This is a genomic window from Streptomyces roseochromogenus subsp. oscitans DS 12.976, from assembly GCF_000497445.1.
GTDB classification, from domain to species: Bacteria; Actinomycetota; Actinomycetes; order Streptomycetales; family Streptomycetaceae; genus Streptomyces; species Streptomyces oscitans.
The window spans coordinates 6,828,505-6,852,507 of the sequence record NZ_CM002285.1; the positions used below are offsets into that span (position 1 = coordinate 6,828,505).

Genomic DNA, 24,003 nt, shown 5'->3' on the forward strand with positions numbered 1-24,003 from the left:
CTGCCTTATCCGGACGCCGACGTGCGCCGCCGGGTCAGGGGTGAGGGGGCCGCGCGCTGTCGCGCGGGTCTACGGTGGTGCGCGTGATGGACGTACGGCGCGCCGGTGAGCGCTACCCGGGGGGTGACCCCGAGGCCGGAATCGAGTCCTGGCATGCCTTCTCCTTCGGCCCGCACTACGACCCCGGCAACCTGCGCTTCGGTGCGGTGATCGCCTGCAACGAGGAGCGGCTCGCGCCCGGCGCCGGGTTCGGCGAACACCCGCACAGCCACACCGAGATCGTCACATGGGTGGTCGAGGGCGAGCTGACCCACCGCGACTCCACCGGCCATGAGACAAGGGTGCGCCCCGGCGACGTCCAGCGCCTCAGCTCGGCGGCGGGCGTCCGCCACGTGGAACGCAACGACGGATCGTCGCCGCTCACCTTCATCCAGATGTGGCTGGCCCCGCGGGACCCCGGCGGGGTGCCGTCGTACGAGATCATCCCGGGCATCGCCGACTCCACGCCGTACGCCGTCCCGAAGTCCGGCGCGATGCTGCACGTACGCCGCCTGGCGGCGGGGGAGCGCACGGCGGTACCGGACGCGGCGCACGTGTACGTCCACATGGTCCGGGGCGAGATCGCGCTGGCCGGGGAGACCCTCGGACCCGGCGATTCAGCCCGCCTTACGCATCCGGAAGGGCTGGAGGCGGTGGGGGAGACGCCGGCGGAACTGCTCATGTGGGAGATGGGAGCGTAACCCGCCTGAGGCCGGCCCCGGCCGGCCTCAGCCGCGCAGCTCCGCGAGCACCGCGTCCGTGAAGGCCGGCCACGCCTCGATCGCCCAGGGCCCGAACGCCCGGTCCGTCAGCGTGACCCCGGCCACCCCCGCGTCCGGGTCGATCCACAGGAACGTACCGGACTGCCCGAAGTGACCGAAGGTACGAGGGGAAGACGAACTGCCCGTCCAGTGCGGTGACTTGGAGTCGCGGATCTCGAACCCCAGCCCCCAGTCGTTGGGGTTCTGGTGCCCGTACCCCGGCAGCACCCCCTTCGTGCCCGGGTACTGCACGCTCATCGCCTCCGCGACCGTCCGCGGATCCAGCAGCCGCGGCATCTGCACCTCCGCCGCGAACAGCAGCAGGTCGGCCACCGTGGACACGCCGTCCTTCGCCGGGGAGCCCGCCAGCGACGTGGACGTCATCTCCAGCGGCTCCAGCACCGCCTGCCGCAGATACTCCGCGAAGGGAATGTCCGTGGCCTTGGCGATGTGGTCGCCGAGCTGCTCGAACCCGGCGTTGGAGTACAGCCGCCGCTCCCCGGGCGGAGCCGTCACCCGGTGCTCGTCGAAGGCCAGCCCGGAGGTGTGCGCGAGCAGGTGGCGGACGGTCGCACCGGGCGGCCCGGCGAGCTCGTCCAGCTCGATCGCGCCCTCCTCGTACGCGACGAGCGCCGCGTAGGCCGCCAGCGGCTTGGTGACCGAGGCGAGCGGAAAGCGGTGCCCGACGGGTCCGTGCGTCCCGAGGACGGTCCCGTCGGCACGTACGACGCCCGCCGCGGCGGTGGGGACGGGCCAGTTCTCGATCGACGCCAAGCTCGTCAGACTGTTCAACGACATGGTGCCGAGCCTATGCGGCTCACAGCAGCAACCGCATCGACGGGTCCGGGTCACGCGTGAAGCCGAGCGAGGCGTACAGCGGTTCGGCCTCCGGGGAGGCGTTGAGCAGCACATGCCCGGCGCCCCGCTCCCGGAACCAGCCCAGCAGCTCCTCCATGCACGCGCGCGCGTATCCCCGGCGCCGGGCGTCCGGGTCGGTCGCCACGCTGAACACATGCCCCACCCGCCCGTGCGGATTGCCGGCCTTCCCGATCCGGTACTCCAGCGTCCCGACCACCAGCGCGGCCAGCGCCCCCGGCCGGTCCGGATGGTCCACGACGAAGGCCGCGAAGTCCCCGTCGGCCGCGGTGAGCCGCTCCCGCAGCGTCGGCAGGGACTCGGCATGCCAGTCGGTCGGACCGCCGCCGCCCGCACTCCACAGCGCGTCGATCATGATCTGCCGCAGCCGCAGCACTTCACCGGCATCCTCGGGCAGGGCCCGGCGCACAAGACTCATGCCCGGCACGCTAACCCCGCACCCGAGCCCGCGTCCTGCGGATTTCTTACCGGATCCGCTTGCTTGGAGCGCACTCCAACCCCATAGCGTTGTGGCCATGACGGTGATGCAGACCACGCCAGCGGACACCGCACGAACGGCCCCCGCCGACATCTGCTCCGCCCCGCCCAGACGCCATCCACGCCCCGACGGCCAGGACCGCTACACGATCAGCGAGGTCGTCGTGTTCACCGGCCTGACCGCGCACACCCTGCGCTGGTACGAGCGGATCGGCCTGATGCCGCACGTCGACCGCTCGCACACCGGCCAGCGGCGCTACAGCAACCAGGACCTGGACTGGCTGGACTTCGTGACCAAGCTGCGGCTGACCGGTATGCCGGTGGCGGACATGGTCCGGTACGCGGAGCTGGTCCGGGAGGGCGAGAGCACCTACGGGGAACGACGGGAACTGCTGGAGTCGACCCGCCGGGACGTCCTGAACAGGATCACCGAACTGCGGGACACACTCGCCGTACTCGACCGCAAGATCAGTTTCTACGCGACGGAGGGGACCACGCGATGACCGAAGCCAGGATTCCGGCCGTACGGCTCGGCGAGCACGGACCGCAGGTCGGCGTACAGGGCCTCGGCTGCATGGGCATGAGCTTCGCCTACGGTCCCACGGACGCCGGCCAGGCGCGCGCCGCGCTGGAGCGCGCGCTGGAGCTGGGCGTGACGCTGTACGACACGGCGGACGCCTACGGCGAGGGGGACAACGAACGCTTCCTGTCCCCGTTCTTCAAGGCGCACCGCGACGAGGTGGTCATCGCCACCAAGTTCGCCCTGTCGATCCCGAAGGACGACCCGGCCAAGCGGATCATCCGCAACGACGCGCCGTACATCCGCCAGGCCGTCGAGGCCAGCCTGAAGCGGCTCGACGTCGACGCGATCGACCTGTACTACATGCACCGCCGCGATCCGGACGTCCCTATCGAGGAGAGCGTCGGCACGATGGCGGAGCTGGTCCGCGAGGGCAAGGTCAAGCACCTCGGGCTGAGCGAGGTCACCGCCGACGAGCTGCGCGCCGCGCACGCCGTGCACCCGATCGCGGCCGTGCAGTCGGAGTGGTCCCTGTTCAGCCGGGACATCGAGGCGAAGGTCGTACCGGCCGCGCGTGACCTGGGCGTCGCCCTGGTGCCGTACTCCCCGCTCGGCCGCGGCTTCCTCACCGGCTCCTTCACCCACGCCGAACAGGAGCTCACTGCCGACGACTTCCGCCGTCAGCAGCCCCGTTTCACCGGTGCCAACGCGGACTCCAACGCGGCCCTCCTGGCGCCCCTGCGCACGATCGCCGCGGCCCGCGACGCCACCCCCGGCCAGATCGCCCTGGCCTGGGTACAGCAGCGCGCCACGATCGACACCCTCCCGGTGGTCCCGATCCCGGGCACCCGCAAGCCGGACCGCGTGGCGGAGAACGTGGCGGCGACCGCCCTCATCCTCACCGCCGGGGAACTCGCCCAACTGGAGCCCATCGCGGCCAAGGTGGCAGGCGACAGGTACGCGGACATGGCCTTCACCTCTGCGGGCAGGGAGTGACTACAGCTCTGCCAGCAGCTCGGCCTTCTTGGAGGAGAACTCCTCGTCGGTGACCAGCCCGGCCTGATGCAACTCCCCGAGGTGCCGGATCCGTTCGGCGATGTCGGCGGGGTCCCTCCGGGACGGGGCCGGTACCGCGGGTACCGGCCCCCGAGTGCGTACCGCCGCCAAGACCGCCGCGGCGAACGGCAACGACTCGTGCACCGGCCCGTACCCCAGCCCGAACACCAGCGCCGCCGGATCCTGGTCGGCCTGCACGGCCGCCGTCGAGTCGGCCGAGCGCCTGATCAGCCGCAGATGCCCCTCGAACACCTCCGGCGACCGCCACTCCACCCCGCTGAGATCGGCGACGGAGAAGCTCTGGTCGCCGGCTTTCCACTTGGCCGAGGACGCGCCCGTCCAGGACCAGCGGAACTGCACGGCCGTACCGTCGAAGCTCGCCTTGCCGTCGTAGGCCTTGAAGTGCAGTGGCGCCTCGGGCGCGGCCACCAGATGGCGGTCGGCCGGCCCCGACTCGGTCAACAGCCCCTTCAGCTCGTCCGCGTAGTACTCGGCGAGCGTCTCCCGCTCGGCGGACAGCACCAGGCGATATGGATCGGAGCCCTCCTTCAGCTGCCCGTCCGCCGCCTCCATCAGCGGATCGGCGCCGGCGCGCGGCAGCAACCGCAGGACGACGGTGCCGCGCTTGCCCGGTTCGAGCGTCACGCCCTCGACCGCGGACAGCGGGACACGCCGCTCCCCGAGCGCCTGGAACAACTTCGGTGTTCGAATCCCCCGTTCGTAACGGATGAGCACGGAGTCGGACTCGAACTCCCAGACGGCATGAAAACCCGCCAGTACGTCACCCATGCGGCTCATCGTATGCGGCACGTGCTCCTCCGTCGCCACCCGCGCAGACCGCACTTCCTGCTGTTTCTACGCGCGTCCGGCCATAGACGCATCAGTCAGACCGGTCCGGCACGCGTTGTTCTCATGCGCGCACGTCACCGCGTCGTACGCCCCGACGCCGATGTCGGCGAGGTTGCGCAGGCTGTCCGTGCCCGGCTGGAAGTAGCCGGCGTGACCCTGCGCGTCCCGGGCGGACAGCACGCGCGCGCCGTACCCCGAGGACACCGGATCGGCGCCGTGCCCGAGCCCGCCGAGCTCCAGGTACGGCACGTCCTGGATCCAGTCAGTGGCGTCCCGCATGGCCCACACCCGGGCCCTGGTGTCCAGGTGGGAGGCGGCGGAGACCCGCATACCGGGGCTCGCGGCCACCGCTATGTCGGTCACCCGGCCCGGCAGGGCGTGCGCGGCGACGCCGCAGACCACCGAGCCGTAGCTGTGGCAGATCATCGCCACCGGGGCCCGGCCGGGCAGGCTGTCCAGCAGGGCGTTCAGCCGTACGGCGCCCTCCTCGGCGCGCAGTCCGGTGGCCGCGTCCACGCCGAGTCCGTCGGGGGAGGTGTAGTCGGCCCAGGCGATCACGGCGGTACGGGTCGAGGGGCTCTGCGCGCGCTCCGCCGCGTACAGGGCCTTGGCCATGCCGACCGGGGCGGTGTACGGGCGGTAGGTCTTCTGGAAGGTGAGCAGATCGGTGTCGACGCCGGGGACGACGACCGAGATCCGCTCGGCCTTGTTCAGGTCCCCGAACACCTCCGCGATACGGCCCGAGCCCTCGGGGTCGAAGGCCAGGATCTGCCGGCCGGGGGTCAGCAGGGACTCGTAGCGGTGCATACGACGGCCCGCGTCCTGGTGCCCGGCCGCGCTGAGGCGGGTGTCGTGCATGCGTTTCTTCTCGACCTTGCGGGCCTGGTCCAGCGCGATGTGGTTGGCGCGGTAGCGCAGGCCGACGGGCGCGCCGTTCATGTTGCCGACCGCGAGCGGGTAGCGGTGGGCGAGACGGCTCTGGTCCTCGGGGCCGAGGGTGGCGAAGAAACGGCTGAGCCGGGCCGGTGCGGCCTCGGGGTCCGGCAGATGGAGGCCGTGGATGCTGCCGTGCCGCCACTTGGCGAGCGAGGCCTGCAGTGCGGTCGACTCCCGGTGGGTGCGCAGGGCGGTCCAGCCGGTGGTCGCGAGCATCACGAACACCACGGCCAGCGCCAGGAGTGCGCGCCAGACGTTCAGTTGCGGGGAGGTGTCGAAGGAAGTCACTGGGAGGACACACTAGGAGAACGAGAGGGTCTCGGGGTAACCGAGTGATAGGGATCACGTTTCGTGGATCATCGAACGCATCGTCAACGATCTCGCTCGGAACGCCAGTTCCCGGTGAGCGCCGAACCCACCTGATCCAGGTAGGACGCGGTGAGTTGACGGATGGCCTCCAGGCTGAAGTCGTCGCCCGTGCACCACTGCCGTTCGGTGACCCTTATCACCCCGCCGAACACGGCCACGGCGAGTCGCGGCCGCGGGTCGGCGTCCACGTCCACACCCTCGCGTTCGGCCAGCAGGCGGGCGATCGTCTCCTCCGTGGCCGCCGAGCGGCGCAGATGGACGGCGAGCAGCGCGGGTGTCGACTCGATCGTCCGGTACATGCGCAGATACAGCTCGACCGGGACGGCCGACTCGACGGTCCCGCGGATCGCGTCCCAGCCCTCCAGGACCGCCTGCCGCAGCGCCTCCATCGGCGCCTCCTGCGCGGGCCGCGCCCGTACGGCGGCCACGAATCGCTCCTCCGTCATGGCCTGCACCGTGAAGGCCACGTCCTCCTTGCCGGCGAAGTAGCGGAAGAAGGTGCGCTGGGAGACGCCGACGGCCTCGGCGATCTCGTCGACGGTGGTGTGCTCGTACCCGTGGGTCGTGAACAGCTCCAGAGCGGCCCGCAGCAGTGCCTCTCGTGTGCGCTGCTTCTTGCGTTCGCGCAGTGTTTCCATATGTGTCAGTTACCGACGGATGAAATCGATTGTCAATTGTCAGAGGCTGTCACTAGCCTCGAACGTATGACTAGTCAGACCACCATCGACGCGACGGGGCCGGGGGACGCATTGCCGGAAGCCTCGCTCGAGTCACCTCCGGCCGCGGGGCTGCGCGGCCATCCCTGGCTCACCCTCATCACCGTCGCCGTGGGCGTCATGATGGTGGCCCTCGACGGCACCATCGTGGCCATCGCCAACCCGACCATCAAGGAGGACCTGGGCGCGACGTTCGCCGACGTCCAGTGGATCACCAACGGCTACTTCCTGGCCCTCGCGGTCACCCTGATCACCGCGGGCAAGCTCGGTGACCGCTTCGGCCACCGGCAGACGTTCCTCATCGGCGTCACCGGCTTCGCCGCCGCCTCGGGCGCCATCGGCCTGTCCCACAGCATCGCCGCGGTCGTCACCTTCCGCGTGTTCCAGGGCCTGTTCGGCGCGCTCCTGATGCCGGCCGCACTCGGCCTGCTGCGGGCCACCTTCCCGGCCGAGAAGCTCAACATGGCCATCGGCATCTGGGGCATGGTGATCGGCGCGTCCACCGCGGGCGGCCCGATCCTCGGCGGTGTCCTCGTCGAGCACGTCAACTGGCAGTCGGTGTTCTTCATCAACGTGCCGGTCGGTGCGCTGGCGCTGCTGCTGGGCCTGCTGATCCTGCTCGACCACCGCGCGGAGAGCGCCCCACGGTCCTTTGACCTCCTCGGCATCGCGCTGCTCTCCGGCGCGATGTTCTGCCTGGTGTGGGCGCTCATCAAGGCCCCGACCTGGGGCTGGGGCGACGGTAAGACCTGGCTCTTCATCGCCGCGTCCGTGGTGTTCTTCGCCGTGTTCTCGTTCTGGGAGACGAGGGTGGAGGAACCGCTGATCCCGCTCGGCCTCTTCCGCTCGATACCCCTCTCGGCGGGCGTCGTGCTGATGGTCCTCATGGCCATCGCGTTCATGGGCGGCCTGTTCTTCGTGACGTTCTACCTGCAGAACGTCCACGGCATGAGCCCGATCAACGCGGGCCTGCACCTGCTGCCGCTCACCGGCATGATGATCGTCGGCTCGCCGCTCGCCGGCGCCGCGATCACCAAGCTCGGCCCGCGCATCCCGCTGGCCGGCGGCATGGCCGCGACCGCCGTCGCCATGTACGGCATGTCGACGCTCAAGGCCGGCACCGGAAGCGGTGTCATGTCCATCTGGTTCGCACTGCTCGGCCTCGGCCTGGCGCCGGTCATGGTCGGCGCCACCGAGGTCATCGTCGGCAACGCTCCCATGGAGCTGTCCGGTGTGGCCGGCGGTCTCCAGCAGGCGGCCATGCAGATCGGCGGCAGCCTCGGTACGGCGGTGCTGGGCGCCGTGATGGCCTCCAAGGTCGACGGCGATCTGGCGGGCAACTGGACGGGCGCCGGGCTGCCGCAGCTGACCCCGGATCAGCTGCACAAGGCGTCCGAGGCGGTGCAGGTCGGTGTGGCTCCGGTGCCGAAGGGGGTGCCGGAGCAGACCGCCGCGAAGATCACGGAGGTCGCCCATCACACCTTTGTCTCCGGCATGAGCCTCGCCTCCCTGGTCGCGGCGGGCGTGGCGGCGGTCGCCGTCCTCGTCGCGCTGCTCACCAAGCGGGGTGCGAACGCGGAGGCGGGTGCGGGCGCGGGCCACATCTGAGTCCGGCTCCGTCCGGGCCTCTTCCGTGGATTTCGCCTATCAGGGTGACTTCGCTAAAGATCCCTCGCACCGGACGCGCGCCGCAGGTCACAGTGGGTCAACTCCTCCGCAGGGCATGGGAGGACGGCCGGGCCGCGGCGCGCGCAGCGGAGGGGGCTGTGCGCGCCGGCCTGCGGCGCTTGGGCCGGGCGGCAACGGGGGTGGGGCTGGATGTCCCTTGCCGGGTGCGAGTGAGTGGTGGGCCGGTCGCGCCAGTTCCCCGCGCCCCTGAGCGAGTTGCGGCTCGCCTGCCCAGGGGCGCGGGGAACTGCGCGAGCGACCACATGCGACGCGCACCCGGCAATGGACCCGCTGCCCCCGCCCCAGTCGCCGTCTACGCGTCTCCTCCCGCCGCCCCCGGATGCGCAGCCGAAACATCAAGCAACTGATACCGGTCGATGGCCTGCTTCAGCACCGAACGGTCCACCTTCCCCTCCCGTGCCAGCTCCGTCAGCACCGCGACGACGATCGACTGCGCGTCGATGTGGAAGAACCGCCGAGCCGCCCCCCGGGTGTCGGCGAAGCCGAACCCGTCCGCCCCCAGCGACTGATAAGCACCCGGCACCCACCGCGCGATCTGGTCCGGAACCGATCGCATCCAGTCGGACACGGCCACGAACGGACCCTCGGCGCCGCTGAGCTTCCGCGTCACATACGGCACCCGCTGCTCCTCCTCCGGATGCAGCAGGTTGTGCTCCTCGCACGCCACGGCCTCGCGGCGCAGCTCGTTCCAGGAGGTGGCCGACCAGACGCCAGCGCGCACGTTCCACTCCTCGGCGAGGATCCGCTGCGCCTCCAGCGCCCACGGGACGGCCACGCCCGACGCCATGATCTGCGCCGGGATCGAGCCCGCCGTGCCCTCGCTCAGCTTGTGGACGCCCTTCAGGATGCCCTCGACGTCCACGTTCTCCGGCTCGGCCGGGTGCTGGATGGGCTCGTTGTAGACGGTCAGGTAGTAGAAGACGTCCTCGCCATGGGGGTGGTCCGCGTCGGCGCCGTACATGCGGCGCAGGCCGTCCTGCACGATGTGCGCGATCTCGTACGAGTACGCCGGGTCGTAGGCCACGCACGCCGGGTTGGTCGAGGCGAGCAGCTGCGAGTGGCCGTCCGCGTGCTGCAGACCCTCACCGGTCAGCGTCGTACGGCCGGCGGTCGCGCCCAGGACGAATCCGCGCGCCAGCTGGTCGGCCATCTGCCAGAACTGGTCACCGGTGCGCTGGAAACCGAACATCGAGTAGAAGACGTACACCGGGATCAGCGGTTCGCCGTGCGTGGCGTAGGCCGAGCCCGCCGCGATCAGGGACGCCGTGCAGCCCGCCTCGGAGATGCCGTCGTGCAGCATCTGGCCGGTCGGCGACTCCTTGTAGGCGAGGAGCAGGTCCCGGTCCACCGCCTCGTACTGCTGCCCGAGCGGGTTGTAGATCTTCGCGCTCGGGAAGAAGGAGTCCATGCCGAACGTGCGGTACTCGTCCGGCGCGATCAGCACGAACCGGCGGCCGATCTCCTTGTCCCGCATGAGATCCTTCAGCAGTCGGACGAACGCCATCGTCGTGGCGATGGCCTGCTGGCCCGAGCCTTTCTTCACCGTCGCGTACGTCTTGTCGTCCGGCAGTGCGAGCGGCTTGGAGCGCACGACGCGCGTCGGGACGTACCCGCCGCACTGCTTGCGCATGTCGTGCATGTACTGGATCTCGTCGGTGTCCCGGCCCGGGTGGTAGTACGGCGGCGGGCCGGACTCCAGCTGCTGGTCCGTGATCGGCAGGTGCAGACGGTCCCGGAAGCGCTTGAGGTCGTCGACCGTCAGCTTCTTCATCTGGTGCGTGGCGTTGCGGCCCTCGAAGTTGGGGCCCAGCGTCCAGCCCTTGATCGTCTTGGCCAGGATGACCGTCGGCTGGCCCTTGTGCTCCTTGGCCGCCTTGAAGGCCGCGTAGATCTTGCGGTGGTCGTGACCGCCGCGGCCCAGGTGCAGGATCTGGTCGTCGGTCATGTTCTCGACCATCGCGCGCAGCCGGTGGTCGTCACCGAAGAAGTGCTCGCGGATGTATGCGCCGGACTCCGTGGCGTACGTCTGGAACTGGCCGTCCGGGGTCGTGTTCATCTTGTTGACGAGGATGCCGTCCCGGTCCTGCGCGAGCAGCGGGTCCCAGGTGCGGTCCCAGATCAGCTTGATCACGTTCCAGCCGGCGCCCCGGAAGATCGACTCCAGCTCCTGGATGATCTTCCCGTTGCCACGCACCGGGCCGTCGAGCCGCTGCAGGTTGCAGTTGACCACGAAGGTCAGGTTGTCCAGGCTCTCCCGGGCCGCGATGGACAGCTGGCCGAGTGACTCCGGCTCGTCCATCTCGCCGTCGCCGAGGAACGCCCATACGTGCGACTTGGAGGTGTCGGCGATGCCGCGCGCCTCCATATAGCGGTTCATCCGCGCCTGGAAGATCGCGCCGAGCGGACCGAGGCCCATGGAGACCGTCGGGAACTCCCAGAAGTCCGGCATGGAGCGCGGGTGCGGATAGCTGGACAGGCCGTCGGGGTACTTCGACTTCTCCTGGCGGAATCCGTCGAGCTGGTTCTCGGTGAGCCGGTCGAGCAGGTACGCGCGTGCGTAGATACCCGGCGAGGCGTGGCCCTGGAAGAAGACCTGGTCGCCGCCGTCGCCCTCGTCCTTGCCGCGGAAGAAGTGGTTGAAGCCGACGTCGTACAGGGAGGCCGAGGAGGCGAAGGTGGCGATGTGGCCGCCGACGCCGATGCCGGGGCGCTGGGCGCGCGAGACCATCACGGCCGCGTTCCAGCGGGTCGCGTTGAGGATCTTGCGCTCGATTTCCTCGTTGCCCGGGAAGAACGGCTCGTCCTTGGTGGCGATCGTGTTGACGTAGTCTGTGCTGCGCATCTCGGGCACGGACACGCGCCGCTCGCGGGCCCGCTCGATCAGTCGGAGCATGAGATAGCGGGCCCGTTCCCGGCCGCGCTCGTCCACGGCGGCGTCGAGGGAGTCGAGCCACTCCTGGGTCTCTTCGGGGTCGAAGTCAGGAACCTGACTCGGAAGGCCGCCAATGATGATCGGATTGCGATCGGATCCGGAAGCCACGCTGTTCCTTACCTGTCAGAGGGCCGTCTTCTGCAGTTTCTTGTTTTTCCGCACCTGCCTGCACCGCTCCCCATCGTCTACCTCGGGGCGGCGTACGTCATCTCCGTCGGTCAAAACGCAACGATACGCCCGGGGTGTGACGCGCTTGGCAAAGATGTTCGAGGAGTGGAGCAAAACAGGCAAATGCGTGCGATGTGGGTCACGCTGAATCGGGATACGGTGCCAGGAGTTGCGGTGACAAGGCCGGGATCGTCACCGTTTCGGCGGTCCGAACGGCCGGGTACTTGCGCGATCCGTCCCGCCCGTGTGGACTACGGCCAAGCAACGCGCGCACGCGCGTGGCTGAGTTTTACCCAAAGACATGATCAGGAGGCAGACCGTGAGCGCGACCGCGGACCACGCGGAGACGAGCCTGGCCGTCAGGCTGGGGTTCCAGCCCGACCAGGTGGTCCAGGAGATCGGCTACGACGACGACGTCGACCAGGACCTCCGCGAGTCCATCGAGGAAGCCATCGGCAATGAGCTGATGGACGAGGACTACGACGACGTGGCCGATGCCGTGTTGCTGTGGTTCCGTGACGACGACGGCGACCTGACCGATGCGCTGGTCGACGCCATCGGCTACCTCGAAGAGGGCGGCCAGATCCTCCTCCTGACGCCGAAGACCGGCCGGGACGGCTACATCGAGCCCAGCGACATCAGTGACGCGGCGCAGACGGCCGGCCTGTCGCAGACCAAGAGCGTCAGCGTGGGCAAGGACTGGAACGGCAGCAGGCTTTCGACCCCGAAGGCCGCCGCCAAGCGGTGACTGTCTCCGGCAGGTGAGCGATGCGGGGGCGGCGGTCCCTCCGGGTGACCGCCGCCCCCGCCGCCGTAGGCTGTTCTCCTCCGAACAGCCCACCGAAAGGGAAGCATCCCGATGGCGATCCAGGTCGGCGACAAGGCCCCTGACTTCGAGCTCAAGGACAACCACGGCCGCACCGTGAAGCTCTCGGACCTCCGCGGCGACAAGAACGTGGTCCTCCTCTTCTATCCGTTCGCCTTCACCGGTGTGTGCACCGGTGAGCTGTGCGAGCTGCGCGACAACCTGCCGAAGTTCGTCAACGACGACACCCGGCTGCTCGCCGTCTCCAACGACTCCATCCACACCCTGCGCGTCTTCGCGGAGCAGGAGGGCCTGGAGTACCCGCTGCTCAGCGACTTCTGGCCGCACGGCAACGTCTCGCGCGCGTACGGCGTCTTCGACGAGGACAAGGGATGCGCCGTCCGGGGCACCTTCATCATCGACAAGGAAGGCGTCGTGCGGTGGACCGTGGTCAACGGCCTGCCGGACGCGCGCGACCTGAACGAGTACGTGAAGGCGCTCGACACCCTGTAGGCCGACCGTGGCCGACACCTGTGGTCCTCCGAGTCCAGGGTCTGCGGGGGGCGGGAACCCGTCACTAGGATCGGCACGTTGATCCCATATCCGAAGCACGACGGGGCTTTCCGCCCCTGGACACCACATGGAGGACTCGTGGGAGTCAGCCTCAGCAAGGGCGGCAACGTATCGCTGACGAAGGAGGCCCCGGGTCTGACCGCGGTCCTCGTCGGTCTGGGCTGGGACGCCCGTACCACGACCGGCAGTGACTTCGACCTCGACGCCAGCGCGCTGCTGCTGAACAACTCCGGCAAGGTCGCGAGCGACCAGCACTTCGTCTTCTTCAACAACCTCAAGAGCCCCGAGGGCTCGGTCGAGCACACCGGTGACAACCTCACCGGTGAGGGTGAGGGCGACGACGAGGTGATCAAGGTCAACCTCGCCGGAGTCCCGGCCGACATCGAGAAGATCGTCTTCCCGGTGTCGATCTACGACGCCGAGAACCGCCAGCAGTCCTTCGGCCAGGTCCGCAACGCCTACATCCGCGTGGTGAACCAGGCCGGCGGCCAGGAGATCGCCCGCTACGACCTGAGCGAGGACGCCTCCACCGAGACCGCGATGGTCTTCGGCGAGCTGTACCGGCACGGGGCGGAGTGGAAGTTCCGCGCCATCGGCCAGGGCTACGCCTCCGGTCTGCGCGGTATCGCGCAGGACTTCGGCGTCAACGTCTGAGGTACGACAGCCCGCACATCCCGTCCGGCGCCGCACCGTTTACGGGCGGCGCCGGACGTGCAGGAAAACCAGGAAAGCACCACTAGGGGAGGACCAGCATCATGGGCGTCACGCTCGCCAAGGGAGGCAATGTCTCCCTCTCCAAGGCCGCACCGAATCTCACGAACGTCATGATCGGGCTCGGCTGGGACGCGCGCTCCACCACCGGCGCCCCCTTCGACCTGGACGCCAGCGCCCTGCTGTGCGGCGCGGGCAACCGCGTCATGGGCGACGAGTGGTTCGTCTTCTACAACCAGCTCAAGAGCCCCGACGGCTCGGTCGAGCACACCGGTGACAACCTCACCGGTGAGGGCGAGGGCGATGACGAATCGATCCTGGTCGACCTCACCAAGGTGCCGGCGCAGTGCGAGAAGATCGTCTTCCCGGTCTCGATCCATATGGCGGACGAGCGCGGCCAGACTTTCGGCCAGGTCTCCAACGCCTTCATCCGGGTCGTGAACCAGGCCGACGGCCAGGAACTGGCCCGCTACGACCTGAGCGAGGACGCCTCCACCGAGACCGCCATGATCTTCGGCGAGCTGTACCGCTACCAGGGGGAGTGGAAGTTCCGGGCCGTGGGCCAGGGCTACGCCTCGGGCCTGCGCGGCATCGCCCTGGACTTCGGGGTGAACGTCTCGTAGCCGAAGGCGTCTCCCAGGGCCTGTGCTGTGGCTTTTCGGTGAGAGTCGCCCTGGACGGTACGGCCGGTGGGGCGCCCCTCTAGACTCGGGGTCAATGTTTCGCAAAGCCGAGTACGGCGCGGGGGAAACCCGTACCTTCAAGATTGGGTAGCCAGTGCTTCTGAAAACCTTCGGCTGGTCGTTCGCGGTGACCGCGCTAGGCCTGGTCGCCGCGGTCTTCTACGGGGGGTGGGAGGCCTTCGGCGTCGTGGCGATCCTCGCCGTCCTCGAGATCTCGCTGTCGTTCGACAACGCGGTGGTCAACGCCGGGATCCTGAAGAAGATGAACGCCTTCTGGCAGAAGATCTTCCTCACGGTCGGCGTCCTCATCGCGGTCTTCGGCATGCGGCTGGTGTTCCCGGTCGTCATCGTGGCCGTCACCGCCAAGCTCAGCCCGTACGACGCGGTTCATCTGGCCCTCACCGACAAGGACCGCTACCAGCAGCTGGTCACCGACGCCCACCCGGCGATCGCCGCGTTCGGTGGCATGTTCCTGTTGATGATCTTCCTGGACTTCATCTTCGAGGACCGGGACATCCAGTGGCTGCGCTGGATCGAGCGGCCTCTGGCCAAGCTCGGCAAGGTCGACATGCTGGCGGTCTGCATCGCGCTGATCGCCCTGCTGATCACCTCCTTGACCTTCGCCACCCAGGCCCACCAGCACGGCGGCGCCCACGCGGACAAGGCGCAGACGGTCCTGATCGCCGGCGTCGCCGGCTTGATCACATACATGATCGTCGGAGGTCTGTCCGGTTACTTCGAGGACCGGCTGGAGGAAGAGGAGGAGCGCGAGCACGAGGAGGAGGAAGAGGCTGCCCGCACCGGCAAGAAGAAGTCGGCGGTGCTGCTGGCCGGCCAGGCCGCGTTCTTCATGTTCCTCTACCTGGAGGTCCTGGACGCGTCCTTCTCCTTCGACGGCGTGATCGGCGCCTTCGCCATCACCAACGACATCGTGATGATGGCCCTCGGCCTCGGCATCGGCGCGATGTACGTCCGCTCCCTCACGGTCTACCTGGTCCGCCAGGGCACCCTCGACGACTACGTCTTCCTGGAGCACGGCGCCCACTACGCCATCGGCGCTCTGGCCGTGATCCTCATGGTCACCATCAAGTACGAGATCAACGAGGTCATCACCGGCCTCGTCGGCGTCGTCCTGATCGCCTGGTCCTTCTGGTCCTCCGTCCGCCGCAACCGCGTACTGGCGGCCGCCGGCGAGGACAGCGACGAGAAGGCCGAGGTTTCCTCCGGGGTGTGACGCCCCGGCCGGTGAGGAACGCTCTGAGCGGGGCGGCCGACAGGGCCGGCCGCCCCGACGGCGTTCACCAGAGTGACCAGGGGGCGGGAATGGGTTTCTTCGACGGACTGCTGGGCGCGCGGCTCTCCGACTTCGACTCGGGCGAAGCCGCGACCGGCTCCATCCAGCTCAACGGGCGCCACCACACGGTGTCGCTCACCAAACAGGGCGCGGCCACCGGCCATCTGCGCGTCAACCTCACCTGGCGGATGCGCACCTCCGACTTCGACGCGAACCAGCGCACCAGCCTCTTCCGGCACCCCTTCAAGGCCCTCAAGCCGCCGGAGGTGCTGGGCCACGGCCAGAGCATGGTCAACGTCGACCTCGACCTCGGCTGCCTGTACGAACTGACCGACGGCACGAAGGGCGTCGTCCAGCCGCTCGGCAACTACCTCGGCGACGTCAACGCCCCGCCGTACATCAAGCTCAGCGGCGACGACCGGTTCGGCTCGGCGTCCGGCGAGACGATGTACATCAACCTCGACCACCGCGACGCCATCAAACGCCTGCTGGTCTTCGTCTACATCTACGACCAGACCCCGGCCTTCGACCGCACCCACGCCATCGTCACGCTGTACCCCAGCAACGGCCCCCGCATCGAGATAGGCCTCGACGAACGCCACCCCCAGGCCCGCTCCTGCGCGGTCGTCATGATCGAGAATGTGAAGGGCGAGCTGGTCGTCCGCCGCGAGGTGAAGTTCGTGTACGGGTTCCAGGGGGAGCTGGACCGGCTGTACGGGTGGGGGCTGCAGTGGGGGCGAGGCTACAAGACGAAGGCGGAGCGCTGAGTCGCCCACCGGCTCGGGGCGCACTGCCGATGTAGTCCCGCGCCCTGGGCAGCCCTGCTCACCGCCCGATGAACTGCGGCCCCTGCGGAGGCAGCCGGAAGTTCGGATCCGCCGGCCCCACCGGAACCGGCTGAGGCTGCGGATACCCGTACGCCGGCTGGGCCGAGGCCGGCTGCGGATACCCGTACGCCGGTGGCTGCTGCGGAACCGCCGGAGGCAATGGCGGCACAACCGGAGGCAGCGACTCCTCCACATCCGACTCGTCGACCGAGATACCGAAGTCCGTCGCGAGCCCCTTCAGCCCGTTGGAGTAGCCCTCGCCCAGCGCGCGGAACTTCCAGCCCTCTCCGCGCCGGTACAGCTCACCGCAGATCAGCGCGGTCTCCGCACCCGTCTCCGGCTTGATCTCGAACCGGGCCAGCGGCTCCCCGTCGACGGCCGAGGCGTCGTACAGCAGGATGCACAGCGCCGGCACCTGGTCGAAGGTGACCCCGTCCGCCGACGCGACCAGCAGGATCCGGCCGACGTCCGGCTCGACACCGGGCAGATCCGACTGGATCGTGTCGGTCAGGCCCTCGGTGACGCGCTTCTTGCCGAGCCGCCACACCTTCCCGGAGGGGTGCCGGGGCTGGTTGTAGAAGACGAAGTCCTCGTCGGAGCGCACACGGCCGCCGGGGCCCAGCAGCAGCGCCGAGACATCCACGTCCGGGACCCCCTGTCCGGGCGTCCAGCGCAGTTCGGCGCGGACCGTTTCGGCCGCCAGCGGGATGTTCGACCCCTTCAGCATCGCGTGCGTCATGCGGTCATCCTGCCTGCTCGGTCTTGGCCACGACAATGCGGGGGGTGGTGTCCCACGGCGCTGCCTACACGGGCGAGTTACCAGAAATTCATGCCCGCAGGGAACCCCTGACATGGGTCTCTACGTACTATTACCGGCCACCTTTTACCGAACCCTGGTATCGAACACAGACTCGGCTCGCACCCTTGAGGGAGTCCTATGCGTCATTTCGGGCACATCGCCCCCGAGGTGCGGCAGCGCCTCTTCCACCGGGAGCCCGGCGCGTTCACCGCCGACTCCCCGGCCCGGCTGCTCGCTGCCGCCCTCGGCGCCACCCTGTACAGCCCGGCCACCCGGCCGTGGCTCGCCGACGACATCGTCAAACAGGCCGGGAACGGCGTGGTCTCGATGGTGCTGTGCCTGGAGGACTCGATCGACGACGCGGACGTCGGGGCCGGCGAGGACAACCTCGTCCGGCACTTCGCCGAACTGGCCGCCCGGCCCGGAGCCGAGCCGCCACTGCTGTTCATCCGTGTCCGCGCCCCCGAGCAGATCCCCGACCTCGCCCGCCGCCTCGGCCCGTCCATCCGGCTGCTGTCCGGATTCGTGCTGCCGAAGTTCACCGAGGAACGCGGCATCCCGTTCCTGGAGGCCCTGACGGCCGCCGAGGCCGAGAGCGGCCGCCGGCTGTTCGCCATGCCCGTCCTGGAGTCCCCCGAGCTGCTCTACCGCGAGTCCCGCGTGGAGACCCTGGAAGGCATCGCCCGCGCCGTCGACAAATACCGCGACCGGGTGCTGGCGCTCCGCCTCGGCGTGACCGACTTCTGCTCCTCCTACGGCCTGCGCCGCGCCCCGGACATGACCGCCTACGACGTCCAGATCGTCGCCTCCGTGATCGCCGACGTCGTGAACATGCTGGGCCGGGCCGACGGCACCGGATTCACCGTGACCGGCCCGGTGTGGGAGTACTTCCGGGTCTCCGAGCGCATGTTCAAGCCGCAGCTGAGGCAGAGCCCCTTCCTGGAGGTACAGGCCGTGGAGTTGCGCGAGAAGCTGATCGAGCACGCCATGGACGGACTGCTGCGGGAGATCTCCCTCGACCAGGCCAACGGTCTGCTCGGCAAGACCTGCATCCACCCCTCCCATGTGCTGCCCGTCCACGCGCTGTCCGTGGTCAGCCACGAGGAGTACAGCGACGCCCAGGACATCCTGCGGCCGGAACGCGGCGGCGGAGGTGTGCTCCGGTCGTCCTACACGAACAAGATGAACGAGGTGAAGCCGCACCGGGCCTGGGCCGAGCGCACCCTGCTGCGCGCCGAGGTCTTCGGCGTCGCCCACGAGGACGTGGGCTTCGTGGAGCTGCTTGCTGCCGGAATAAGGAACGCATGAAGAACGCGGTGAACGACGGGGTCTGGTCCGGCAGCGACGGGGTCTGGACCGGCAGCTGGGTCGCCGAGCGGCTCGGTGTCGAACTCATGGGTGACGAGGTGCTGCCGGCCCTGCTCGGGCTCGCCCTGCGGCGCAATCCCAGGCGGGCCCATCTGCTGGTGTCCAACGTCCTCGGCAAGCACGTGCCGCAGTCGCCGACGGTGGTCTACGAGTACGGCCACCGCCTGGGCCGACGGGTCGCCGAGCTGCTCGGCGAGACGGAGGCCGGTGCCGCGGTCGTCCTCGGGTATGCGGAGACCGCGACGGGGCTCGGCCATGCGGTGGCGGACGGTCTGGGTACGGCGCCGTATCTGCACTCCACGCGGCGGTCGGTGGCCGGGGTTGCCCGGGCGGGCGGCTTTGAGGAGTCGCATTCTCATGCCACGTCTCACTTGCTGCTGCCGGAGGATCCCGCGCTGCTGGCCGGTGACGGTCCGCTTGTGCTGGTCGACGATGAGTTCTCCACCGGCAACACCGTCCTCAACACCATTCGCGACCTGCATGAACGGTATCCGCGGCGGCGGTATGTGGTGGTGGCGCTGGTTGATATGCGCTCGCCCGAGGACGCTGCTCGGATGGAACGGTTCGCCGGTGAGATCGGGGCGCGGGTGGATCTGATCGCCTCCGCGTCCGGGGGCGTACGGCTGCCGGAAGGCGTGCTGGAGAAGGGGCAGCAACTGGTGGCCCGGTACGAGTCCGCCGGGTGCCGGTCCGTGGTGGCTGCCCGCGCCGTCCACCGCGCTCCTTGTCGGCTCGACCTGCACTGGCCGGCCGGCCTTCCCGACGGCGGGCGCCACGGCTTCACCCCCGTTCACCGCGCCCGTCTCGAAACCGCGCTGCCCGCCATGGCCGGCCGAATTCGCGACGCCCTGCCCCCCGGCGCCCGGCGCGTGCTCGTCCTCGGCTTCGAAGAGCTGATGTACGCCCCGCTGCGGCTCGCACACGAGCTGGAGCAGGGCGCCGACGTGGAGGTGCGGTTCTCCACCACCACCCGCTCGCCCGTCCTCGCGGTGGACGACCCCGGCTACGCCATCCGCACCCGCCTCGCCTTCCCCGCCCATGACGACCCGGCGGACGGCCCCGGCGAGCGCTACGCCTACAACGTGGCGGGCGGTGGCTTCGACGCCGTCGTAGCAGTGGTCGACTCCGTCGCCGACACCCCGGCCCTGCACGCGCCCGACGGCCTGCTGGCCCGCCTCGCCGCCCACACCCCGCACGTCCTGCTCGCGGTCGTCCCGTCGTACGTTCCGCACGCTCCCGAAAGGCCGGCCATGCTGCCCGAGCCCCTCCGTGGCCCCGCATTCTCCTCGTACGCGCCCGAGGAGGTCGGCTGGCTGCTCCAGGACCTCTCCGACGTCACGCTGGAGGCGCCGACCGAGGAGCGGGAGGAGGCCATCCAGAGCGGCGGCGCGCACTACGCCGAGTCGCTGCCGGTGGAGTACCAGCCGAGCGAGCAGTACCAGGAGCTGTTCCACACGGCCCTCGACGTCTCCACCGCCCGGCTCGCCCAGGCGGTCGGCGTGGTGACCGAGGCCGTCATCGCCGAGCGGTCACCGCGCCCGGTGCTGGTCTCGCTCGCCCGCGCGGGCACCCCGGTCGGCATCCTCATGCGCCGCTGGGCCCGGTTCCGGCACGGCCTCGACCTGCCGCACTACGCCGTGTCGATCGTGCGCGGCCGCGGTATCGACGCCAACGCGCTGCGCTGGCTCGCCGCCCACCACGACCCGGGTGACGTCGTGTTCGTCGACGGCTGGACCGGAAAGGGCGCCATCACCCGTGAACTCGCCCAGGCCGTCGAGGAGTTCGAGAAGGCGGAGGGTATCAGCGGCTTCGACCCGGAGATCGCCGTACTCGCCGACCCGGGCTCCTGTGTGCGCACCTACGGCACCCGTGAGGACTTCCTCATCCCCTCCGCCTGCCTCAACTCGACCGTCTCCGGCCTGATTTCGCGTACGGTCCTGCGTGCCGACCTGGTCGGCCCGGACGACTTCCACGGCGCGAAGTTCTACCGCGAACTGGCCGGCGCCGATGTCTCCGCGGGCTTCCTCGACGCCGTCACCGCGCGCTTCTCCGAGGTCACCGACACCGTCGAGGAGGCGGTGAAGGATCTGATGGCCGAGGACCGCACCCCGACCTGGGCGGGCTGGCGGGCCGTCGAGCGGATCAGCGAGGAGTACGGCATCCATGATGTGAACCTCGTCAAGCCCGGCGTCGGCGAGACGACCCGGGTGCTGCTGCGCCGGGTGCCCTGGAAGATCCTGGCCCGCAAGGGGGCCGGGGCCGACCTGGATCACGTCCGCCTGCTCGCCGGACAAAGGGGCGTCCCGGTCGAGGAGGTCGGCGAACTGCCGTACACCTGCGTCGGGTTGATCCACCCCCAGTACACGCGGGGTGCCACGGGTGCCGACGGCAAGGCGGTGAACGTCTGATGCCGGTGCTGGTGGCGAGCGACCTCGACCGTACGCTCATCTACTCCTCGGCGGCCCTCGCGCTGACCATGCCGGACGCCCGGGCGCCCCGGCTGCTGTGCGTGGAGGTGCACGAGGCCAAGCCGCTCTCCTACATGACCGAGACGGCGGCGCAGCTGCTGACCGACCTCGGCGACACGGCCGTCTTCGTGCCGACGACGACCCGGACGCGCAAGCAGTACCAGCGGATCAACCTGCCCGGACCGCCTCCGAAGTACGCGATCTGCGCCAACGGCGGCCATCTGCTGGTCGACGGGGTCACCGACGCCGACTGGCACGCGGGTGTGCAGGCGCGGCTGGCGGAGGAGTGCGCGTCGCTGACGGAGGTGCGTGAGCACCTGGCGCGGACCGCCGATCCGGCGTGGGTGCGCAAGCACCGGGTCGCCGAGGACCTGTTCGCCTATCTCGTGGTCGAGCGCGAGCTGCTGCCCGAGGACTGGGTGAAGGAGCTGGCGGTCTGGGCGGAGAACCGGGGCTGGACCGTCTCGCTCCAGGGCCGCAAGATCTACGCCGTCCCGCAGCCGCTCACCAAGAGCGCGGCGGTACGGGAGGTCGCCCGCCGCACCGGCGCGCAGCTGACGCTGGCAGCCGGGGATTCCCTGCTCGACGCCGACCTCCTCCTTGCCGCCGACCGGGGCTGGCGCCCGGGACATGGCGAGCTGGCCGACACGGGGTGGACGGCACCGGAGATCGCGGCACTGCCGGAGCGGGGGGTCTTGGCGGGCGAGCGGATCCTCCGGGAGTTCCTGAAAGCGACGCGCAGGACAGCACCCTGAGACGACGGCATTTCGTGGCGCCCACAGTGGAGCTACCCGCAGCACCCTCCACCACAGCATCCGCCCCCGCCGCCCGCCTGCGGCGCAGGGGCGGATGCACTTTTCGTACCGCCCCCCACCGCCACGGTGGACAGCAGCTTCACCGTGTCGTCATGCCCGGCAGGGCACTGCGCGGGGGCGGCGGACTCCGCCATCGGCCGGCTGAGTTCGAACGTGTCGCCGCAGGTCCGGCAGCGGTACTCGTAGCGAGGCATGGGCACAGACTAGCCGTCGTCCGCGGGATGCTCCCGCTCGGCCGCCTCGGGATGGCGGGCCCGCCAGTACGGGTTGTCGTGCGGCAGGGTCGAGCCGACCCGGCCGTACATGCCGAAGGTCATCAGCAGCAGGCCCACGACGAAGCTGAAGAACACGTTCTGGATCTTGAACGCCAGGAAGTTCTGTGGTGTGTCCAGCAGGCCGAGGTTCAGGAAGCCGCTCAGCAGGAACAGCACTCCGAACACCATGTTCAGCGTGGATGCCACGTTTCCGCCGACCACCATGCCGGCGAGCAGGATCGCCCCGACGACGATCGACAGCACGCTCAGCGTGTCGTTGGTGTTCAGCCCGGCGACCTCGGCACCACCGGTGCTGAAGAAGCCGATGTTGTGGAGCAGACCCAGGATGCCGAAGGCGACGAGGAACGCGCCGATCAGCCCCGCACTGATCCGGTAGACCGTGTTCAGCCGGTGGTCGACGGGCAGATGCTGATCGAACCGGATCCGCTGCCGCTGACGTGGTTGCGCTGCGTGTGTGGCCATATCCGCCTCCCTCGGGCGCTAGCGGAGGCCAAACGTCCACCCCAACTATCCGCCTGCCCGACGGCGCCCTGCAACCGACGGGACTGCAACCCCTAGGGGCGCGAGCCCCCGCTCAGTGGCCCACCCCGCTCTTCACGAATCCGGGCCACGACGAGCGCCGCCATCTGCCGGACGGCCTCCGTCTCGCTCAGGAAGTGCCAATAGTCGGGATGCCGGCCGGCCTCCAGCGTCCCGATCGCCCGCTCCAGCCGCCCCACCGCGTCGTCCAGCGGCCGCGCATGCCGGGGATCCGGCGTCGTACGGCCCGACATGGCCAGCCGCTGGGCGTCCCGGATCGCGAACCGGGTGCGCTCGATCTCGGCCTGCGGATCCTTCTGTACGGCGTTCAGCCGTGTGAGCCGGTCGCCGGCGGCCGACACGGCCTCGTCGGTGGTGTTCAGCAGGGCCCGTACCGTCGACAGCAGCGAGGTGGCGTCGGGCCAGTGCTGGGCGTCGCGGGCCGCCTGCGCCTCGCGGAGCTTCAGCTCGGCCTGTCGTACGTCCCGCGCGGCCTGCTCGGGCACCTGCTGCAGGTCCTGCCAGCAGGCGGCCGCGAACCGGCGCCGCAGCTCGCTCAGGACCGGGTCCACCTGCCCGGCCCGGGTGGTGAGCGCCTGGGCCCGGGTGCGCAGGCTGACCAGCCGGTGATCGATCTCGGCGGCCTTCTGCGGCAGCCGCTCGGCCTCGGCCCGGATCGCTCCGGCCTCCCGCTGCACCCGCTCGGCCCGCTCCACGGTCTGCTGCACCCCGTGCTGCCCGGCGCCCTGGTTCAGCTTGGTCAGCTCAGGGGACAGTGCGGCGAGCCGGCCGGCCAGGTCATCGGCCCGCAGCCCCTTCTCCCGTACGGAGTCCAGGGCGTTGCTGGCGCCCAGCAGCGCCTGCCGGGCCCGCTCCACGGCGGGTGCCAGCCGGGCCAGCTGGGTCTCGGCCTTGCCGAGCAGCGGCCCCAGCGAACCGCCGAACCGGTCCAGGTCCTGCCTGACCCGGATCAGCTCGTCCTTGGCGGACGTCAGCTCCGAGCGCGCCCGGGAGGCCGCCGCGGCCTCCAGGTCGTCCCGGTCGAGATCATGGGCGTCGACGGCCTGGATGTAGCGCTGGCTGACCTCGTCGATGCGCCGGCCGAGCGTCTCGAAGTCCGTGGCGGCACGCCGGGCGGCGGGGGAGTCGTCCACGGCCGTGATGGTCTCGATGGAGATCCTGAGGTCCCGCTGGGCGGTGTCCAGTTCGTAGAACGCGGCCGCCGCGGCGTCCTTCGCGGCCTGCGCCTCGGCCCGCTGGCTCTCCGCCCGGCCGCCGAACCAGCGCCGGGTGCCCCCGCCGGCGAACGCGGCGGGCAGGGCGAGCGCGGCCAGCACCGGCAGGGTCATCAGGGTGAGTGTGTCGCGCAGAGCCGAGGACCCGCCCCGGATCCGCACGGTCGACGGCGGATGCGGGTACGACCGCTTCGCTGGCGTGCCCGGTGTCGCCGTCACATCCCTCTCCCGTGGTGTGGTTCG

General features: G+C 69.8%; 23 protein-coding genes. 13 read left to right on the top strand and 10 right to left on the bottom strand.

Going from position 1 to position 24,003, the window contains the following annotated elements:
* Positions 1-86: 86 nt before the first annotated feature.
* Positions 87-740: a pirin family protein gene (locus M878_RS79220; protein ID WP_031226230.1), complete on the top strand. Its 654-nt coding sequence runs from the start codon at positions 87-89 to the stop codon at positions 738-740.
* A gap of 27 nt (positions 741-767) precedes the next feature.
* Here the strand turns inward: M878_RS79220 and M878_RS79225 are convergent, their stop codons facing one another.
* Both M878_RS79225 and M878_RS79230 read right to left on the bottom strand, forming a co-directional pair.
* On the bottom strand, positions 768-1,598 hold the full coding sequence (locus tag M878_RS79225; RefSeq protein ID WP_031226231.1) for a serine hydrolase domain-containing protein: 831 nt from the start codon (positions 1,596-1,598) through the stop codon (positions 768-770).
* 19 nt (positions 1,599-1,617) lie between these two features.
* A complete protein-coding gene (locus tag M878_RS79230; RefSeq protein WP_031226233.1) occupies positions 1,618-2,094 on the bottom strand; it encodes a GNAT family N-acetyltransferase in 477 nt (158 codons plus the stop codon).
* Positions 2,095-2,191: 97 nt separating this feature from the next.
* On the opposite strand from M878_RS79230, the gene M878_RS79235 reads away from it, so the two are divergent.
* Positions 2,192-2,656 carry a MerR family transcriptional regulator gene (locus tag M878_RS79235; RefSeq protein ID WP_023551089.1) on the top strand — a complete coding sequence of 155 codons (465 nt, stop codon included), beginning with the start codon at positions 2,192-2,194 and terminating at the stop codon, positions 2,654-2,656.
* On the top strand, positions 2,653-3,669 hold the full coding sequence (locus M878_RS79240) for an aldo/keto reductase (RefSeq protein WP_023551090.1): 1,017 nt from the start codon (positions 2,653-2,655) through the stop codon (positions 3,667-3,669). Before M878_RS79235 ends, M878_RS79240 begins: the two co-directional genes overlap by 4 nt.
* Here the strand turns inward: M878_RS79240 and M878_RS79245 are convergent, their stop codons facing one another.
* From M878_RS79245 to M878_RS79255, 3 genes are all read right to left on the bottom strand, one after another.
* Positions 3,670-4,518, bottom strand: a complete 849-nt coding sequence (locus tag M878_RS79245) for a DUF4429 domain-containing protein (RefSeq protein WP_031226236.1) — start codon at positions 4,516-4,518, stop codon at positions 3,670-3,672. It abuts the gene before it with no gap.
* A 66-nt stretch (positions 4,519-4,584) separates the two neighbouring features.
* On the bottom strand, positions 4,585-5,802 hold the full coding sequence (locus tag M878_RS79250) for an alpha/beta hydrolase (RefSeq protein WP_023551092.1): 1,218 nt from the start codon (positions 5,800-5,802) through the stop codon (positions 4,585-4,587).
* An 83-nt stretch (positions 5,803-5,885) separates the two neighbouring features.
* A complete protein-coding gene (locus M878_RS79255; RefSeq protein ID WP_023551093.1) occupies positions 5,886-6,521 on the bottom strand; it encodes a TetR family transcriptional regulator in 636 nt (211 codons plus the stop codon).
* Positions 6,522-6,587: 66 nt separating this feature from the next.
* On the opposite strand from M878_RS79255, the gene M878_RS79260 reads away from it, so the two are divergent.
* On the top strand, positions 6,588-8,207 hold the full coding sequence (locus M878_RS79260; protein WP_031226238.1) for an MFS transporter: 1,620 nt from the start codon (positions 6,588-6,590) through the stop codon (positions 8,205-8,207).
* Between the two features lie 373 nt (positions 8,208-8,580).
* On the opposite strand, the gene aceE is transcribed toward M878_RS79260, so the two are convergent.
* Entirely contained in the window at positions 8,581-11,328 is a 2,748-nt protein-coding gene (aceE, locus tag M878_RS79265) for a pyruvate dehydrogenase (acetyl-transferring), homodimeric type (protein WP_023551095.1), read from the bottom strand.
* Positions 11,329-11,707: 379 nt separating this feature from the next.
* On the opposite strand from aceE, the gene M878_RS79270 reads away from it, so the two are divergent.
* The 6 genes from M878_RS79270 (at position 11,708) to M878_RS79295 (ending at position 16,221) form a co-directional block, all read left to right on the top strand.
* The gene (locus tag M878_RS79270; protein WP_023551096.1) at positions 11,708-12,136 is read left to right on the top strand and encodes a DUF3052 domain-containing protein; all 429 of its coding nucleotides are present in this window, start codon (positions 11,708-11,710) and stop codon (positions 12,134-12,136) included.
* Positions 12,137-12,247: 111 nt separating this feature from the next.
* Entirely contained in the window at positions 12,248-12,706 is a 459-nt protein-coding gene (locus tag M878_RS79275; protein WP_023551097.1) for a peroxiredoxin, read from the top strand.
* A 138-nt stretch (positions 12,707-12,844) separates the two neighbouring features.
* Positions 12,845-13,420: a TerD family protein gene (locus tag M878_RS79280; RefSeq protein WP_023551098.1), complete on the top strand. Its 576-nt coding sequence runs from the start codon at positions 12,845-12,847 to the stop codon at positions 13,418-13,420.
* Positions 13,421-13,521: 101 nt separating this feature from the next.
* Positions 13,522-14,100: a TerD family protein gene (locus M878_RS79285; RefSeq protein ID WP_023551099.1), complete on the top strand. Its 579-nt coding sequence runs from the start codon at positions 13,522-13,524 to the stop codon at positions 14,098-14,100.
* A gap of 154 nt (positions 14,101-14,254) precedes the next feature.
* Entirely contained in the window at positions 14,255-15,394 is a 1,140-nt protein-coding gene (locus tag M878_RS79290; RefSeq protein WP_023551100.1) for a DUF475 domain-containing protein, read from the top strand.
* Between the two features lie 89 nt (positions 15,395-15,483).
* Entirely contained in the window at positions 15,484-16,221 is a 738-nt protein-coding gene (locus M878_RS79295) for a TerD family protein (protein ID WP_023551101.1), read from the top strand.
* A 58-nt stretch (positions 16,222-16,279) separates the two neighbouring features.
* Here the strand turns inward: M878_RS79295 and M878_RS79300 are convergent, their stop codons facing one another.
* A complete protein-coding gene (locus tag M878_RS79300) occupies positions 16,280-17,020 on the bottom strand; it encodes a TerD family protein (protein WP_023551102.1) in 741 nt (246 codons plus the stop codon).
* A 198-nt stretch (positions 17,021-17,218) separates the two neighbouring features.
* On the opposite strand from M878_RS79300, the gene M878_RS79305 reads away from it, so the two are divergent.
* The 3 genes from M878_RS79305 to M878_RS79315 are packed head-to-tail and all read left to right on the top strand — an operon-like array spanning position 17,219 to position 21,671.
* The gene (locus M878_RS79305; RefSeq protein WP_023551103.1) at positions 17,219-18,388 is read left to right on the top strand and encodes an HpcH/HpaI aldolase/citrate lyase family protein; all 1,170 of its coding nucleotides are present in this window, start codon (positions 17,219-17,221) and stop codon (positions 18,386-18,388) included.
* The gene (locus tag M878_RS79310) at positions 18,385-20,856 is read left to right on the top strand and encodes a phosphoribosyltransferase (RefSeq protein WP_023551104.1); all 2,472 of its coding nucleotides are present in this window, start codon (positions 18,385-18,387) and stop codon (positions 20,854-20,856) included. Before M878_RS79305 ends, M878_RS79310 begins: the two co-directional genes overlap by 4 nt.
* Positions 20,856-21,671: an HAD family hydrolase gene (locus tag M878_RS79315; protein ID WP_023551105.1), complete on the top strand. Its 816-nt coding sequence runs from the start codon at positions 20,856-20,858 to the stop codon at positions 21,669-21,671. Before M878_RS79310 ends, M878_RS79315 begins: the two co-directional genes overlap by 1 nt.
* A 32-nt stretch (positions 21,672-21,703) precedes the next feature.
* Here the strand turns inward: M878_RS79315 and M878_RS95060 are convergent, their stop codons facing one another.
* The 3 genes from M878_RS95060 to M878_RS79325 form a co-directional block, all read right to left on the bottom strand.
* Complete coding sequence (locus M878_RS95060) at positions 21,704-21,925, bottom strand: FmdB family zinc ribbon protein (RefSeq protein ID WP_031226240.1); 222 nt, start codon at positions 21,923-21,925, stop codon at positions 21,704-21,706.
* Between the two features lie 9 nt (positions 21,926-21,934).
* Positions 21,935-22,468 carry a DUF4383 domain-containing protein gene (locus M878_RS79320; protein ID WP_023551106.1) on the bottom strand — a complete coding sequence of 178 codons (534 nt, stop codon included), beginning with the start codon at positions 22,466-22,468 and terminating at the stop codon, positions 21,935-21,937.
* 92 nt (positions 22,469-22,560) lie between these two features.
* Positions 22,561-23,979: a hypothetical protein gene (locus M878_RS79325; protein ID WP_023551107.1), complete on the bottom strand. Its 1,419-nt coding sequence runs from the start codon at positions 23,977-23,979 to the stop codon at positions 22,561-22,563.
* Positions 23,980-24,003 lie beyond the last annotated feature (24 nt).